The organism is Nakamurella antarctica, assembly GCF_003860405.1.
Taxonomy (GTDB): domain Bacteria; phylum Actinomycetota; class Actinomycetes; order Mycobacteriales; family Nakamurellaceae; genus Nakamurella; species Nakamurella antarctica.
On the sequence record NZ_CP034170.1, the window covers coordinates 2675771 to 2692000 of the forward strand.

Consider the following 16230-nt stretch of genomic DNA (forward strand, 5'->3'; position numbering starts at 1 on the left):
ACGCCTCACACGAGGCTGACACCCGGGGTGTGGGCACACCGCACCGGATTTCGCCCGTCGAGGCGCGCTGACCTGCTAACGCAGTGCTGAAAAGGAATCAGGATTCGTCGCGAATAGCGTGGTGCAGCGCGACCACGCCGAACGTCATACTGCGCCAGGCGACAGACTTCCAGCCGGAATCGGCGATGGTGTGCGCCAGCGTCTTCGGGTCCATCCAGGCCTCGGTGGACTCTCCCAGGTAGGTGTAGGCCTCGGGGTTGGTAGAGAACCGTCGAGCGAGCATCGGAAGCACTTTACGCAGGTGGACGCGGTGGCCAAAACGAAGAATCGCCATCCTGGGTCGAGAAACCTCGCAGACCAACAATTGGCCACCCGGGCGCGTGACGCGAGCGAATTCGGCTAAGGCGGCGTTCGGATTTTGCACATTGCGCAGGCCGAACGAAATCGTCACCGCGTCAAACGTGCCGTCGGCGAACGGCAGATACATCGCGTCACCGGCAACCTTGGGTACCTGGCGCTTTGATCCTGCCCGCAGCATTCCCAGGGAGAAGTCGAGGGCGACTGCCCACACTCCCGAGGTGGCAAGTTCGGACGTCGACACCGCGGTCCCAGCAGCGACGTCGAGGACTTTGGCACCGGGCATCAACTGCAGGGTGCGCACCATATGACGACGCCAGCGCCTGTCCTGGCCAAACGAAATAAAGGTATTCGCCCGGTCGTAGCCGTCGGCAACCTCATCAAACATGCCGGCGACCTGCTGCGGATCTTTCTCCAGACCGGCTCTTCCCATAACCGCCAGCTTACTGGCTCGCAGGTTCGCCGGTGGTTGTTTGCTGCGGCACAGGCGACTCGGCCGGTACGGGCCGTCCGTCGGTCTTGGAGCCCTCAGCCCTGCCACCCAACACTGCGGCGATAGCTGCGTCGTGTCTGCGTGCCTGCCTCACCCCTTGCCCGCGACCACGCCGCCGCAGTAACCAGAAGGCCGGAACGGCTATCGCCCAACTCGTCACGACAACGATCAGCAGCATCACGAGGCCGTCAGCAGCGCTGCGGCCGGCCACTCGGGCCAAGGAGGGGTGTTCGGCGTCGTATTCGATCAGGAACTGCTGCCCGACAATCAAGTCGCCCGGATACAGAATTCCTGCTGGCGGCCGCTGCGAGACGCCTTCGTTGTCAACATATTCCACTCCGGTCCGCAGCGCCGATACCGAAAGGACTGTGCCGGTGGCCCGCACCGGGTGAGCGTCGATGGCTGCGTCGTTACGCCACATCCCAACTCCGAGGGACAGCATCAGGCCCGTCAGGATCGCAGCCACCACAACAACGAGGCGGGCTGCGGAGTGAAAGAGGGTGGGACCGAGCAACCGGCGCCGAACGTCTACAGCGGGCGCGTCGGGTGTCACGCGCGTCAGCTTAGCTCCGGGGCGAAATGAACGCGTGGCGTACAAAAGCTAGAGATACAATTTGACGGTGAGCTGATCCAATGCTGGTTGCATCAGTGCATCGTTTTGTGCGGCCCACTGACCACCCCCGCAGGTAATGCCCACGATAAGTGCGTAGGCGCCGTTGCGGTAGGCCAGCACTTGGCCTTGAGTGTCCTCGTTGTACTGGACATTGACACCCGTGAACGTGACCTTGCTGATCCCCGGAGCCGCTGGCTCCTCAGCGACTCCGAACATCCGCTGGAAGTCCTCGCTGACGACTGGGTCAGAACTGGAAAACGTTTTGGCGATGCGCAGCAGATATTTCTTGGCGATTTGCGAATCAGTCGGAATAGAAGCTTCGTCATACAGATCGGCCGGCTGAGCGATATAGACAAAGCAAGGGGTATCGCCGTGCTGAAACGTGTATTCGCCGGGCTTGTCAATGACGAGATCCCACTGGGCACCCAGATCCTCGTGGAAATACATGTCGGACACGATTCGCCCAGGTTTGGGGTCGGCTTGTGGCGGTGGCGTGGCGGCGCTACGGGAAGTACTCGCCGAGGCTGCCGCACTCGAGGCTGCGGCACTGGACGCCGCCGCACTCGAGGCTGCGGCACTGGACGCCACCGGGTCCACCATTGCTGTCCCAGCCTGCAGGTCGGGCTTGATTAAAAAAATGCTGGCAAGAATGGCAGCTGCGACAACGAGCGCCCCGGCAGCCAGTATGGGGACGGTGCGTGATTTCCTCGGTTTAGGCTGCGGCGGTGGGCCCTGTGGGGGTGCGGCTTGCGGAGGGACCCACGTGTTGCCTTCGTACATGGAGTTACCTTCTCACCCAGAGTCCGTGGGCTCAGATCGAGCCATCTAGTACATACCGCTCATCGAACGGGCCTAGCTCAATCTGCTGTCGCTCCCGGCAAAAGTAGCAGCGAAGGAGCTAGTGCCCATCCGAGGGGTTGTGGTGTCTACCCGCTGAGTCGTCAGCGCACCGGGTTGAACGGCGCTAACGCAGCGGGGACCTTCCCGGTCATCATTTGCTCGGCCAGGAGCTTTCCGGTGATGGGGCCCAGGGAAACGCCCCACATCCCATGGCCGCCAGCGACATAGACACCGGGAACCTTGGTGGCGCCGACCAGTGGCAGGCTGTCCACGGTTACCGGGCGGCTACCGACCCACGTATCTTGCCGGTTGTCCCAGTCAACGCCTGTCAGCAGTGGCCGGCCCGCGGTCACAATCGACTCGACCCTAGCCTGGTAGATAGGGTCGTCGGCGTTGCGGAATTCCATCGTCCCGGCCACCCGCAGCCGGTCCCCGAGAGGCGTGCAGGCAATTCGTTGCAGCGGGAAATAGACCGGACATGGCACACTTTTTTCGACCGGAACGCTGAACGAATAGCCGCGGCCAGCGACCATGGGAACCTTCACCCCGAATTGCTTCGCCAGATCTGGCAGCCAGGCGCCGGTCGCGATAACCACCGCATCCCCGCGGACCGGGGCGCCGTCCGCCATCTCAACGACCACCCCGCCGTCAGCGGCATTGATGGTGCGCACCGCGCTGCCGGTCTTGATCTGACCGCCCTTGGCGACAAAGGATGCTGCCAGGGATTTCAGGTACTCGCCGGGGTTGATGTACTGCTGGCCAGAGATCTTGATCGCCATTTCAACGTCGCCAGCGACAATCGGCACCTGCGCCCGCAACGCAGCGCCGTCGATTGTCTCGACTAACAAATCCAGACCGGCTTCGCGGATATGCCCGATTTCAGCAATGAGGCCGCCGGAATCTGATTCTTTGGCAAATGCGGCCATGATCGGCGCGTCGAGGGTCGGAGCAGTGACGCCGCCGGCGGCCAGCTCATCAAAACCCGCGATCGCCATCTGATTGACCGGCACATACGACGCCATCGTCTTGCGCCAAGTACTCATGGTGCAGCGTCGCGCGAATCCGAGCATGAAGCGCCACAGCGCGGGGTCTACTTTAAATGGGATGTAGAGCGGAGAGTTCTTGTCCAGCAGCGCTTTCACTCCGTATCGCAGCACGCTGGGTTCGGCCAATGGAATAGCTAAGCCTGGCGAGATCCAACCGGCATTTCCCCATGACGAACCGGCAGCCACTCCCTCGCGGTCGATCACCACCACTTCGACTCCGGCGTCCTGCAGGAACCAGGCGGTCGAAAGCCCGACCATGCCAGCACCTACAACGACAGCTCGCTGGGGCTTTATGGGCTCGGTGTTGCTCAGCTTCATGTACTTCCCTTTCACGGTTACTGCGTTGGAATTACTCTCTGGAATACCTTGGAGAACTTAGTAGGAGGCGATCACATTTCTCGCGGGCAAATGCTGCGCGCCGCGGCCCCGCCTGGCCCGGAGTTGAGTTGGCGCGGAGTTGAGTTGGCACAGTGATCGCACCGTTGCGAAGCTGCACCAAGTTGCCCACCTCATTACTTTAAGATTACCTTGCCGCGCAGCTTTACTGCACTCTGCGTCCGGTGCCGACTACTCTGGAATGTCATGTCCGCCTCCCTTTTTCCCTCCGCGCAGACGATCGACTTGGCGCCACAGCCAACGGTCGAGTCAGCGTCCCGGCCTGCGGCTTTCACTGCTGTGACGGTCCAGCTCCCCGGAAGTCGTGACGACCTCCTCACCAACGTCCCCGTCCCGACCGGCGTGCTGTCCTTCCTTTCCGAAGGCGAAGGCTTAGTGGGATGGGGCACATATGCCTCATTCACCGCATCCGGACCCGATGCAGCCGCCCACATCGCCGCCTGGTGGGCTGACCTCTCAGCAGACCTGATCGTGAGCGATGACGTCGGCGTGCCCGGATCGGGACCGATCGTCTTCATATCGTTGGGATTCGACGACACCGATACCTCGGTGGCATTGGTACCGCAGACGGTGCTTGGGAGCCGGGACGGGCGTAGGTTCCGGACGACAATCGGGCCCGCAACTATGGCTGCGCCCCCTGCGCAGCTTGTCCCAGTCACCGCGCCCGGGCGGATTAGCTATTCCGACGCCGCAGTCTCGGTGAGCGACTACATCGAAGCGGTCACCGCCGGGATCAGCCGGATCCGCGCGGGCGAACTCAAAAAGGTGGTGCTGGCACACGACCTTGTAGCGACGGCCGAAAACGTCGTCGACGAGCGATACGTGTTGTCTCGACTTTCCCAGGCTTACCCCACCTGCTGGACGTTTGCCGTGGCCGGACTTGTTGGCGCGACTCCGGAAATGCTGTTGCGCCGCAGGGGGTTGCGGATCAGCTCCCGGGTGCTGGCTGGCACGGCCTGGTCGGACCGGGCAGGGGCCCACACCGCTGGCACGGTCGCAACGGGGCTGCTCGCTTCGAGCAAGGATTTGGCCGAACACGCTTACGCGGTGGATTCCGTGGCCTCCGTTCTCGGCGCAGTCAGCGCAGACCTGCAGGTTCCGGGCGCACCCCGAGCATTACCGCTGGCAAACCTGACCCATTTGGCTACCGATATCACCGGCACCCTGCCTGCTGAGTCTGATGGGCCATCCACTTCGGCGCTGGCACTGGCCGCGGCCCTACACCCCTCTGCTGCTGTGGGCGGGTTCCCGAAAGACGTTGCGAGAGGGCTCATCCGCGAGCTCGAGCCGATGGAACGCGGACGTTACGCCGCACCTGTGGGTTGGATGAATGCCGCCGGCGAAGGCGAATTCGCGATCGCCTTGCGGTGCGCAGAGATTTCCGGAAACACGGTTCGGATGATGGCGGGTTGCGGGATCATGGCCGACTCCGACCCGGAGAAAGAAGCCCGCGAGGCGCAGATCAAGATGATTCCGGTCCGCGACGCCCTCGAAGGGTGAGAGCCCAGGCTTTAAGACGGGTGGCCCGCTATCGCGCCGAGTGCAAGGTGAAACCCTGTGGGCCAGCAAATGGGTATAACCCGCGTTGGTGCGCGTGAGTTAGACCACTTCGGGCCCGGATTGGGAAGTATGCCCCCAAATCCGAGGTTCAATGAAGTGCCGGCCCTGGATGCGATGGTGGGAGACCACCGACAGACGACACTTCGGTGTGGCAGTTGAGTATGGGCGATGTGGGAGGTTCGATTCCGCCTGACGGCACAAAAGAAACAGGCTCGACACCGCGAGGTGCCGGGCCTGTTTTGCTACCAGAAGGGTTTCTGCCTCTAGAGCCCTGCCAGCGCCGCAGCCACCGCAGCTTTGAGCTGGCCATTGAGTGCGCGCAGGTCGTCGCGGGTAGTGCGAACCTCGATGACGCGGATACCACCACGCTCACCTATCGCACGCGCAAGTTCTGCCGGGGTCTCCACCCGCGCGTACGAGGCGCCCAGACCAGCAACCACTCCTGCCAACGAAACCCTATGCGGCGTACCGAATACCCGCTCAAACGCAGCAGCATGCGCAGCGTCCCCCGACTCCAGCGTGCTGAAAATACCGCCACCGTCGTTATTGGACACCACGATCGTCAGGTTTGGCCGGGGCTCGGCCGGTCCGATCACCAACCCCGTCAGGTCGTGTAGGAAAGTGACATCGCCAACGTAGGCGAACGAGGGACCCGCAGCGGCGAGCGCCGTGCCGATCGCGGTGGAGTTGGTGCCATCAATACCTGCCGCACCCCGATTCGCGCTGAGCTGCAGCGTAGCTCGCGAGCCGGCTGCGAGGCCGACATCTCGAACTGGTTGGGAGGAGCCAACTATCAGGTTGCTACCAAGTGGGAGTAACGACACCAGTTCGCGGGCTAGCCGGGGTGAGGCCGAAATAGGGCTGGCATCAAGTACTTTCGTGAGTGCGTCGAGGGCCAACATGTTGGCCCTCGACCAGGCCAGCTGCCACTTCGACCCCGTATCGCCCTCACCGAGGGGCTGCAGAGTCGCCGACACCCGGCGGGCGTTGCCAGCTATCCCCCGCCACCCCACCGGCTCCGCAACCACGTCGACTGTGACCGCAGGATTGGTCAGCAGCACGGTGACCTGCCGGTACAACGTCGGGCGGCCGAGCACGATTACCCGGTCGGGTCGGTGTTCCGCCATAAACGCGGCGTCGGCAAGCAGGTGCATGCCAGCGGCAAGCACCTGGGTGCCAGCGGCGCCACCGGCCTCGGAAATGACGAGATACCCAGCGGCAGCGACCACTGCCGCCAGTGGGTGCGCGAAATCGGCGACGAACAAACACTTTTCGTCATCATCGGGCATGTCAATTCCGGCAGACTGCGTACCTGGGAGATCAATGACGGTCCACGCGGATCCGACACCCTGCAGCGATTCCGGCCAGGCTTGAAGCGAACTGTCTGGCATCAGCGGCTCGGCGAGTGAGAGATTGAGCTGTACCGGACCCGGCGCACCCGCCGCGCCCGTGGCGTAGGCGATGGATCGACACACCATCGAGCGCCACCGCGCATTCTGGCCGGGAATTTGTGCGGGGGTCTCGAACTCGTGGAAAAAGCGCAGCGCATTGCCGAATAGCCGCACCTGGTCAATCACCTGGTTTGCGCCAACATCTCGCAACTGCGGTGGCCGATCGGCGCTCAGGACCAACAGCGGAACCCCTGACAGGTCGGCCTCGACCACAGCCGGATGGAGGTTGGCCACCGCTGTACCGGAGGTGGTGACCACGGGCACGGGGCGTTCTGAGGTTTTGGCCAGGCCCAACGCCAAGAAACCCGCGGTCCGCTCGTCTATCCGCACGTGCAACCTGATCCGGCCCGCAGCATCAGCAGCGTGCAACGCCATCGACAGCGGGGCGTTGCGAGAACCGGGCGACAACACCGCCTCGGTTACCCCGCAGGCGATCAATTCATCGACAAGGACTTGCGCTATCGCGGTGGACGGGTTCACATCTGTCATTGTGCAGCACAGCCGGGACGGCCCCAGGTACACAGCCGGGACGGCCCCAGGCTCGTCAGAGGAGCGCCGCCACCCGCCGAAGTCGGGCACGCCAATAATTGGCCACTTCGCCGGAAGCGCAGACGTGGGCAAGGAGATCGGGCTCTGGCGCCGCTCTCGGGACCGTCATCCGCCCCCGATGGGAAGCAGCGCAGATGACGAGACGTCCGCCGTCATGAGAGTTCCTGTCCCCAGACCGCAGGCGTAGGGAAGGTCTGGCAGGGCGCCGGCCAAAGCCAACGCTGCGGTCAGACCCACCGATGTATCCAGCGCGGACGACACCACCACCGTTAATCCGCTGGCCGCCGCCACGTCCAAGGCAGCACGGACCCCACCGAGCGGGGCGCATTTCAGCACCGCAATATCGGCCGCGCCCGCCAACGCCACCAGCAAGGGGTCAGCGGCCAAGCGGATGGACTCGTCGGCGGCGATGGGTACGTCGACCGCTCGTCGCACAGCGGCCAGCTCAGCCACCGTCCCGCTCGGCTGCTCGACGTATTCCAACCCGCCTGCAGCGGTATCGAGTGCACGGATCGCGGCGATCGCCTCGTCCACAGTCCACGCACCGTTGGCATCCACCCGCACCTTGCCGCCGGCACCCAATGCGTCGCGGACAGCGGCGACCCTTTCGACGTCGTGACCCGGCACCGACCCAGGGTCGGCTACTTTGACCTTGGCGGTGCGGCAACCGGAAGCCGTCACAAGCTCATACGCCTTCTCCGGCGATACCACCGGCACGGTCGTGTTCACTTCTATAGAGTCGCGCAACCGCTGGGGCCAGCCAACCGTCGCGGCCTCCACGGCCGCCAGCAGCCACGGCACGCATTGTTGGTCGGTGTAGTTGTGGAAAGGGGCGAACTCCGCCCACCCCGCAGGTCCGCGCAGCAGAACGCCGTCGCGCACTGTGATGCCGCGAAAGCGCATCTTCATTGGCAGTGCAAAACTCTCGGCGGTATCCCACAGCTCGCTCAGATCGTCATTCACTTAGCCCATCCTGCCCGCTGGCAGCGCCGAACCGGGCACAGCCCAAAGGCAAGTACTCTCGAAACCATGGCCGAACCAGGAACCCATCCCGCAGTAAGCGGGATCTTCGACCCCACCCAATGGCGTGAGGTTGCTGGCTTCGACTTCACCGATATCACCTACCACCGCCACGTCGGCCTCGACGCCGCTGGCGAATCCGTCGATCAGGGCACCGTCCGCATCGCCTTCGACCGCCCCGAAGTGCGCAATGCCTTTCGCCCCAAGACAGTTGACGAGCTCTATCGCGCACTCGACCACGCGCGAATGACGAGCAGTGTCGGCTGCGTATTGCTCACCGGTAATGGTCCGTCCGCCAAGGACGGCGGCTGGGCGTTCTGTTCCGGCGGGGACCAGCGGATCCGTGGCCGTACCGGCTACCAGTACGCACTTGTTGGGTCGGACGACGCCGAGTCGGTCCCCGACCCTGCTCGTGCGGGCCGCTTGCACATCCTTGAAGTGCAGCGACTGATCCGGTTCATGCCGAAAATCGTCATCTGCGTGGTGCCCGGTTGGGCGGCCGGCGGCGGGCATTCCCTGCACGTGGTCTGCGATCTCACCCTCGCATCCGCCGAGCACGCCAGGTTCAAACAAACTGACGCAGACGTCGGCTCCTTCGACGGTGGATACGGCAGTGCCTACCTGGCCAAAATGGTGGGCCAAAAATTTGCCCGCGAAATCTTCTTCCTTGGACGCGAGTACACCGCCGCGCAGATGCACGCGATGGGCGCCGTCAACGAAGTGGTCCCGCACGCCGACCTTGAAGCCACCGCCCTCGAATGGGCCGCCATGATTAACGCGAAATCCCCTACCGCGCAACGGATGTTGAAGTACGCCTTCAACCTCACCGATGACGGCATGGTCGGGCAACAGCTGTTCGCGGGCGAAGCTACGCGCTTGGCCTACGGTACTGACGAAGCCGTCGAAGGGCGGGACTCCTTCCTACAGAAAAGGTCTGCTGATTTCAGCGACTACCCGTGGGCATTCTGAGATGAGGACCCTTGGCTAACAAGACATCCCGGACCCTGCAGGCACTCCCGGTTCCGACCGGACCCGCTGTACTGGGCCTACTGGAGCCGCTCGCCGCTGCATTGGCTGGCACGGGGCCCGCACTGCTTCCCGTGCCATCCGGTAACCCCGCGCTCGCCGATACCCTGTGCCAGACCCTCCGAGCCGGCGAAGCCCTTGACGCCGGAGAGGACGACGACTCAGATCCCACCGCCCTCGTCATTGCCACCTCCGGCTCCAGTGGCATTCCGAAGGGGGCCCTCCTATCCACCGGGGCCCTCTCCGCATCGGCGACTGCGGCCCACTCCCGGCTCGCTGGCGACAAACCCGCCACGTGGTTGCTCGCGTTGCCCGCTCACCACATCGCTGGCATGAACGTGCTGCTGCGCGCCGCCCGGGACGGAGCGGAGCCCTGCATCCTCGACACCGCAACAAGTTTCACCCCCGGCAAGTTCATCGCGGCGGTGCACGCGATGCCGTCCGGGCCGCGCCTTGTTTCACTTGTTCCCACGCAACTGCAGCGACTGTTGCCGGTGCCGGAGGCAATGGCGGCGCTCGCAACCTTCACCTCGGTGCTCGTTGGCGGTGCGGCTGCCACGCCCGGCCAACTCCAGCAGGCACGCGATGCTGGAGCAACCATCGTCACGAGCTACGGCATGAGCGAAACCTGCGGCGGCTGCCTCTACGACGGTCTCCCGCTCGACAGCATTGATTCCTGGGTTGACGTCCCCGCCGGAGGCCGGGTCTGGCTCTTCGGCCCCAGCGTCGCCCGCGGATACCGCGGCATGCCCGGCCACCCAGCCTTCACGACACGTCCCCCCGAACCCACCTGCAAGCGTGACGGGCGGGCACCCGCGCTGCGCCAGTTCCGTACCGACGACATTGCCCGCCGTTCGCTGGACGGTCGGGTGGAGATCATCGGCCGTATCGACGACCTCATCATCACCGGCGGCGCCAAGATCGCCCCCATCGCTGTAGAAGCCGTCCTGGCAGCGGTTCCCGGCGTCCGAGATGTAGTGATCACGTCCATTCCCGATGACGAATGGGGCCACGTGCTCGTCGCCGTCGTAGTTGCCAACAGTCACAGCCAGCCGCCCACACTCGCCTCCCTGCGCACAGCGGCATCGTTCGTGCTGGGAACTGTCGCCGCGCCCAAACACCTGCTGTTGGTCGATGAGTTCCCAACCCGTGGCCCCGGCAAGCATGACCGTGCAGCGCTTGCCGACCTCGCGGCGCACACCCTGAAGTGAGGCTCTGGCGCCTGCTCCTCCGATCGGGCACCGTCGCACAGGATCAGCTAGTCCGCGCCGTGTTGACGCCCACCACAGCGCCCCTGACCTGCAGCGGTCGGTCCTCCGCGCCGACCCAACTAGGGTTCTAGGCGTGGCTACACCTGCTGATTGGCTTTCCGCTTCCCGCCCCCGCACCCTCCCCGCGGCTATCGCTCCCGTATTAGTCGGCTCCGGCTGCGGCCACGCCCTCGGCGGGTTTTCCTGGTGGAAGGCGGTGTTGTGCCTGGTAGTAGCGCTAGCGCTGCAAATCGGGGTCAACTTCGCCAACGATTATTCCGACGGTATCCGTGGTACCGACACCGACCGGGTGGGGCCGATGCGCCTCACCGGCAGCGGCGCCGCCCGCCCCGGACAGGTCAAGGCCGCCGCCTTTCTGTTCTTTGGCATCGCGGGCGCAGCAGGTCTCACATTGGCGTTGACATCAGCCTGGTGGATCATCTTGGTCGGGATTGCAAGCATCGCCGCGGCCTGGTTTTACACCGGCGGTCCCTCGCCCTACGGATACGCCGGTTACGGCGAGGTTTTCGTTTTCGTCTTCTTCGGCCTGGTCGCCGTGACCGGAACTGCCTACATCCTCTCCGGACGCACCTCGGTCACCACGCTCGCGGGGGCCATTGGCATCGGCCTTTTAGCGTGCGCGTTGCTCGTGGCAAATAATCTGCGCGATGTCGAATCCGATACCGAGAGCGGCAAAAGGACTCTCGCTGTCCTACTCGGCGCGCCGATGACCCGCCGGCTCTACGCCGTCATCATCGCAGTTGCGTTCTTGGCAGTTGTCGTAGTCGGAATTCGCCATCCTTGGTGCCTGATCGCGCTTTTGGCGGTGCCGCTGGCCGTGCCACCGATCCGAAGTGTGCTCGCTGGCGCCCGCGGACCGAAGCTGATCTCCGTCCTCGGCGCCACCGGACGCCTAGAACTGGTCTACGCGGTGCTTCTCACCGCTGGCCTTTTGTTGAATACAACCACGGCGGCATGACCCTGCGCCTGCTTACCGCCCGCTCAGCCGCGCCAGGTTCCGGTTGCTAGGAACTCCCGGACGATGCCGCGATAGGGCTGCAGATCCCAGCCCTGTTCCGCCACCCAGGCGTCGTTGTAGTACGTCTGCCCGTAGCGCTCGCCGCCATCACACAGCAGCGTGACGATCGATCCTCGCTCGCCCGCCGCAGCCATCTGCGCAGCCAACCCGAAGGCCGCCCAGAGATGAGTCCCGGTGCTCGCGCCGACTCGTCGCTTCGTCAGCACTTCAACCTCGCGGATGGTGGCGACCGACGCGGCGTCCGGTACCTGCACCATCTCGTCGATCACCTGCCCGACGAATGACGGCTCCACGCGCGGCCGCCCGATTCCTTCGATCCGCGAGCCCACCCCGGTCCTTGTCGGATCCGAGTCGCGCCACGCTTCGAAGAACACCGACCCTTCCGGATCGGGAACGCACAATTGGGTCTGATACCCGCTGTATCGGATATGACGACCGATCGTTGCGCTTGTTCCTCCCGTTCCCGCGGCAACCACCACCCAGCGTGGAATAGGGTGCTCCTCCTTGCTTAGCTGCGTGAAGATCGACTCCGCGATGTTGTTGTTGCTTCGCCAGTCGGTGGCACGCTCAGCGTGGGTGAACTGATCCATATAGTGGCCGCCGCACTCGGCAGCCAGAGCGCGCGCAACGTCATAGATTGCGCACGGGTCGTCCTCCAGGTGGCAGGTGCCGCCCTGCGCCTGGATCAGGGCGATCTTTTCCTGTGATGTTCGCGCTGGCATTACGGCGATGAACGGCACCCCGATGAGCCTGGCAAAATATGCCTCGGACACCGCGGTAGATCCCGAGGAGCTCTCTGTCACCGTGGTGTGCGAGGTCATCCAGCCGTTGCACAGCGCATAGAGAAACAGCGATCTCGCCAAACGGTGTTTGAGCGATCCGGTGACGTGGGTGGACTCATCCTTGAGGTACAAATCGACACCCAGGGAGGTCGGCAACGGGAATCGAATGAGGTGCGTGTCGGCGCTTCGCTGTGCGTCAGCCTCGATCTTGTGGACTGCTGACGCCACCCATTCCCGTTCGGCCGGATCGACGCGGCTCAACGAGATGGTGTGATCGGGCACGCTCGCTGGGATGTCAGTCGTCATTTGAGCAGCCTAAGGCCGCCGAGACCTCTCGCGTGCTTCAGTCCCCGCGTAGCGCCGCTCGCAGGTTGGCGCGCTCGACGTTGCGCGATGTCTCGAGCGCCGCGGAGAGTTCGTTACGCGGCTTCGTCAACACCAGCAGAGACAATGGCATCTGCATGATGATGCCGAATACCAGTGCCACAATCGGCGGCAGGAAGATGCTCACCACGGCAGTGACGACAACTATGAGAAGCAGCCGCCACGCCGTGTACACGGCAATGGCCTTCCGCAGCCGCTTCTTCGACGCAGGGCTGGCTGCCAGCGACACAGTGCCCGTGGGAGGAGCTGCTGCGGTAGCCGCGGCGCGGCCATCGACAACGCCGGCTGGCTCGGAGTCCGGCTCAGTCCGCGCGAAGCCCGCCAGTGGTGCGGATGCACCCTGGTCGACAGATTGGTTGTGCGGATTTCCGGGCTTGACCGGATGATTCTCGTCAGTGGGTTCCACACATCCCAGGGTAGGCGAGCCAGCCCCGCGGCGACGGAAAGCCTGACCGTTAGTGAGCTACTTCGCAGATCCTCGACCGCTGGCGGGCGATCCGCCGGCGTCCTCACCCGGGCTGGTCAGTCGATGTTGTCGTCCCTCAAACCACGTGGAGAGCACCACCGTCGTTCTGGTGCGAGCGACACCATCAATGGCCCGCAAGCGCCCGAGCATCAGGTGCAAGTCGTCGACCGACGGCACCCGGACGGTGACTACAAACGCCTCATTGCCGGCGACACCGTAGCAACTCTCGATTTCCGGAAAGGTTTCCAACGCCCGTGCGATATCGGAGTCCTTGCCGTTTTCCCCCGGTTCGATGGCAATCATTGCGGTTACTCCGAATCCGACAGCTGCCGCCGCCACCACCGCGCGATAGCCGGTGATGACGCCTGAGGACTCGAGTTTTGCCACCCGCTCATGCACCGCAGACGACGAAAGCCCCACTGCCCTGGCCAACTCCGCGTAACTGGCCCGCCCATCGGCGCGAAGCGCATCAATGAGTTGCTTGTCGAGATGGTCCATGATCGTAAGTTGCCTCTCTGCAGCGTGAGTATTTGCCGGTTGCGCCTCAGCTCCTCATTTTAGGGCGCCGCACTTCTCCCGTTCCCTCCAAATGCCGGAGAGCCTACGGCGCCGATCGACGCGACTTCTCACCCGCTGTCTACAGATGCTCAACAGACCGTAGTCACATCACTGACCTGCAAGCACTCGGCACACACTACGACTCTGACGGATTATTTCAAGGTCGATTCCATCACGGACGGACTTAAACGCACGCGCGGGTGGAAAGCACTGGCGTCCTTCAGCACAGATAAAGGAGAAAGCCACAGGAATTCAACAAAATCTAACAAGCAATTTCGGCGGCATTGCCCCCCGGCCCCGAATCTGCACCGTTCGCCAGAAAAAACTTTGCAAGTTTTTTTGCATTCGCTCTGTTGACATTGAATCCTCTTTTCACTCCTTAGAGCATTGGGCCACCGATACAGCCGTATGTTTGATGTGAACTTTGTGCCCTAATTCACTGTTAGTTGTAGGCCGCTGAGCCATTCGGGTAACAGTCAAACCTCGCGAAATGCCCTTTGTCGCCGACGTTCGATATTGAGTATTTGGCGTCGTATGTCGCATACTCGACGTACTGCCGCTTGGCAGGATGGCCAGTTGAGGCCCAATGAGGAGGCGGCAGCATGTCGATCGAAACTAGCGAACGACTTTTGACCCCTGGAGAAGTGGCACTGATGTTCCGGGTCGACCCCAAGACGGTGACACGCTGGGCATCAGCAGGCAGAATCGGATCTATTCGGACGCCGGGCGGGCACAGGCGATTCCGCGAGGCCGAAGTCCGTTCCATGCTCGAGAAGCTCACTGAGGACGCGCGGTACAGCGCTTAACACTGGGCGAGTACCAGGCCCCGAGCACTCGAGCTCGGCAGGAACTAAGGCTGTGAGGTAAGGAATTGATGGCAGATTCCATTCCCTCACAGCCTTCCTGCGTATCTGGCCCCTATCACTGGCCCACCACCTGCCCGCTGGGCGTGTGGGTATCCTGGAAGTACCCGTAGGTATCCTGAAAAGCAGAAGGAGGAGTTCATGCCATATCTGCTCATAGCGTTGTTAGTAGCCATGTTGGTGGTTGGTTTAACTTGGCGCGGTTTGGGCTCCCAAGGGGATGGATCCGGCGGTAACGGGGGAACGCCCCGCCCACGCCCGCGGCCCAGACCCACTCGCCCGGTAGCACCGGACGACGACGCGGACTTCCTGAACGAAATTGACCGCAAACTCCGCGGCGGTGGCGGCGAAGATAAGAGCTAGAACCTCAGTTAACACATGCAAGCGGGGCCGGTGCGATGAATATTCGCGCCGGCCCCGCTTGCATTTCCCTAGCTCACACAACAACTTCGGTTCAAGGCTTGGTTGAACCTAGTTCAGCCCGGCGTAAGAGTGCAGCCCAGCCACCACAATGTTGATGAAGAACAGGTTGAACAGCACCGTCACGAACCCGAACACCGAGATCCAAGCGGCCCGCGAACCACGCCAGCCAGCGGTAGACCGCGCGTGCAGATACGCCGCGTAGACCACCCACGTCACAAATGCGCAGGTTTCTTTCGGATCCCAGTTCCAGTAGCGGCCCCACGCCACCTCGGCCCAGAGAGCGCCGGTGATGACGGCGAAGGTGAACAGGGGGAAGGCCATAATTGCGGTGCGGTAAGCGATGCGGTCGAGTGTCGCGAGCTCAGGAAGTTTCGCCCAGACCGACTTGGGGTTACTGCCCTTGCGCTCGAAACGCGCCCGCTGCACGTACAGCAGTGAGGCGACCCCGGAGAACATCAGGATCCCACTGGACAGCGACACCGTGCTGACGTGGATCCACTTCCAATAAGACTTAAGAGCCGGCTGAACGTCCATTGCTTCGACGTGCAGCACGGCGCCGGCAACGTACATCAGAATAATGACGGGCACCATGACGAAAACCCCGATGGCCAGCGTGCGCTGCCGGATTTTGAAGAACAGCCATGCGCCGACCGCGGTGGCGCAAATCAGCGAGGTGAACTCGTACATGTTGCCCAGCGGCACGCGACCCGCTGCCATCCCTCGGGTCACGATGGAGACGATGTGGGCCAAGAAACCGAGAACCGTGACGACCAGCGCAACCTTGCCAAAGCGCTCACCCCAGCCCGGTTCGCTGGCCTTATCAACGCGGCCGATGCTTTCGTGCGGCATCGCGGTACCGATCACGGGATCGCCGGTCGGGGTGCCGTCTTTCGTCAGGTAGCCACCCGCGGCGCCAACACTTGCGTATTCACGGGCGGACATTTCGACACCGACCTCGGCAGAGGCATGAGCCAGTGCCCTCTTGCTCCGTTGGGAGGAAAATTCCACCGCGGCGCACAGGAGGGCCAGCGTGTAGCTGGCGGCAGCAGCTCCGAAGAGCTGATCGGACACAGTCGCAAGTCCAGCATCAATTGTCATGTTCGCGTTCCGGCCT

15 protein-coding genes and 1 pseudogene are annotated in these 16230 nt (G+C 63.2%); 6 read left to right on the forward strand and 10 right to left on the reverse strand.

All coding sequences use genetic code 11. The features are described 5' to 3' along the window. Window positions 1-97: 97 nt before the first annotated feature. The 4 genes from EH165_RS11980 to EH165_RS11995 all read right to left on the reverse strand — a co-directional run bounded on the left by EH165_RS11980 (window position 98) and on the right by EH165_RS11995 (window position 3667). On the reverse strand, window positions 98-790 hold the full coding sequence (locus tag EH165_RS11980) for a class I SAM-dependent methyltransferase (RefSeq protein WP_124799650.1): 693 nt from the start codon (window positions 788-790) through the stop codon (window positions 98-100). Between the two features lie 10 nt (window positions 791-800). After that, window positions 801-1403, reverse strand: coding sequence for a DUF3592 domain-containing protein (locus tag EH165_RS11985; RefSeq protein ID WP_124799651.1), 603 nt, complete (start codon window positions 1401-1403; stop codon window positions 801-803). A 48-nt stretch (window positions 1404-1451) separates the two neighbouring features. After that, window positions 1452-2243: a hypothetical protein gene (locus tag EH165_RS15825; RefSeq protein WP_206425939.1), complete on the reverse strand. Its 792-nt coding sequence runs from the start codon at window positions 2241-2243 to the stop codon at window positions 1452-1454. Window positions 2244-2404: 161 nt separating this feature from the next. Next, window positions 2405-3667 (reverse strand): NAD(P)/FAD-dependent oxidoreductase, encoded by a 1263-nt coding sequence (locus tag EH165_RS11995; protein WP_124799652.1) that lies wholly within the window; start codon window positions 3665-3667, stop codon window positions 2405-2407. A 264-nt stretch (window positions 3668-3931) separates the two neighbouring features. Between EH165_RS11995 and EH165_RS12000 the strand changes: the two genes are divergently transcribed. Then, entirely contained in the window at window positions 3932-5245 is a 1314-nt protein-coding gene (locus EH165_RS12000) for an isochorismate synthase (protein WP_124799653.1), read from the forward strand. 323 nt (window positions 5246-5568) lie between these two features. On the opposite strand, the gene menD is transcribed toward EH165_RS12000, so the two are convergent. Both menD and EH165_RS12010 read right to left on the reverse strand, forming a co-directional pair. Beyond that, window positions 5569-7236, reverse strand: coding sequence for a 2-succinyl-5-enolpyruvyl-6-hydroxy-3-cyclohexene-1-carboxylic-acid synthase (gene menD / locus EH165_RS12005; protein WP_124799654.1), 1668 nt, complete (start codon window positions 7234-7236; stop codon window positions 5569-5571). A 64-nt stretch (window positions 7237-7300) separates the two neighbouring features. Further along, window positions 7301-8214 (reverse strand): annotated as a pseudogene (locus EH165_RS12010) (o-succinylbenzoate synthase). A 120-nt stretch (window positions 8215-8334) separates the two neighbouring features. Between EH165_RS12010 and EH165_RS12015 the strand changes: the two are divergent. From EH165_RS12015 to EH165_RS12025, 3 genes are all read left to right on the forward strand, one after another. Next, on the forward strand, window positions 8335-9294 hold the full coding sequence (locus tag EH165_RS12015; RefSeq protein ID WP_124799655.1) for a 1,4-dihydroxy-2-naphthoyl-CoA synthase: 960 nt from the start codon (window positions 8335-8337) through the stop codon (window positions 9292-9294). A gap of 11 nt (window positions 9295-9305) precedes the next feature. Then, window positions 9306-10562 (forward strand): o-succinylbenzoate--CoA ligase, encoded by a 1257-nt coding sequence (gene menE / locus EH165_RS12020; protein WP_124799656.1) that lies wholly within the window; start codon window positions 9306-9308, stop codon window positions 10560-10562. 133 nt (window positions 10563-10695) lie between these two features. Next, the gene (locus EH165_RS12025) at window positions 10696-11580 is read left to right on the forward strand and encodes a 1,4-dihydroxy-2-naphthoate polyprenyltransferase (protein WP_124799657.1); all 885 of its coding nucleotides are present in this window, start codon (window positions 10696-10698) and stop codon (window positions 11578-11580) included. A gap of 23 nt (window positions 11581-11603) precedes the next feature. On the opposite strand, the gene EH165_RS12030 is transcribed toward EH165_RS12025, so the two are convergent. Genes EH165_RS12030 through EH165_RS12040 form a run of 3 tightly spaced genes read right to left on the reverse strand, consistent with a single transcriptional unit; the run spans window position 11604 to window position 13770 of the window. Next, window positions 11604-12728 (reverse strand): PLP-dependent cysteine synthase family protein, encoded by a 1125-nt coding sequence (locus EH165_RS12030; RefSeq protein ID WP_124799658.1) that lies wholly within the window; start codon window positions 12726-12728, stop codon window positions 11604-11606. Between the two features lie 37 nt (window positions 12729-12765). After that, a complete protein-coding gene (locus EH165_RS15830; protein WP_206425940.1) occupies window positions 12766-13212 on the reverse strand; it encodes a DUF4229 domain-containing protein in 447 nt (148 codons plus the stop codon). Window positions 13213-13269: 57 nt separating this feature from the next. Further along, a complete protein-coding gene (locus EH165_RS12040) occupies window positions 13270-13770 on the reverse strand; it encodes an Lrp/AsnC family transcriptional regulator (RefSeq protein WP_124799659.1) in 501 nt (166 codons plus the stop codon). Window positions 13771-14432: 662 nt separating this feature from the next. On the opposite strand from EH165_RS12040, the gene EH165_RS12045 reads away from it, so the two are divergent. Together EH165_RS12045 and EH165_RS12050 are read left to right on the forward strand one after the other, a co-directional pair. Next, window positions 14433-14636, forward strand: a complete 204-nt coding sequence (locus EH165_RS12045; protein WP_124799660.1) for a BldC family transcriptional regulator — start codon at window positions 14433-14435, stop codon at window positions 14634-14636. 198 nt (window positions 14637-14834) lie between these two features. Next, window positions 14835-15056, forward strand: a complete 222-nt coding sequence (locus EH165_RS12050; protein WP_124799661.1) for a hypothetical protein — start codon at window positions 14835-14837, stop codon at window positions 15054-15056. 108 nt (window positions 15057-15164) lie between these two features. Here EH165_RS12050 and ccsB read toward each other — a convergent pair whose 3' ends face one another. Further along, a complete protein-coding gene (gene ccsB, locus EH165_RS12055; RefSeq protein ID WP_124799662.1) occupies window positions 15165-16214 on the reverse strand; it encodes a c-type cytochrome biogenesis protein CcsB in 1050 nt (349 codons plus the stop codon). Window positions 16215-16230: the final 16 nt, after the last annotated feature.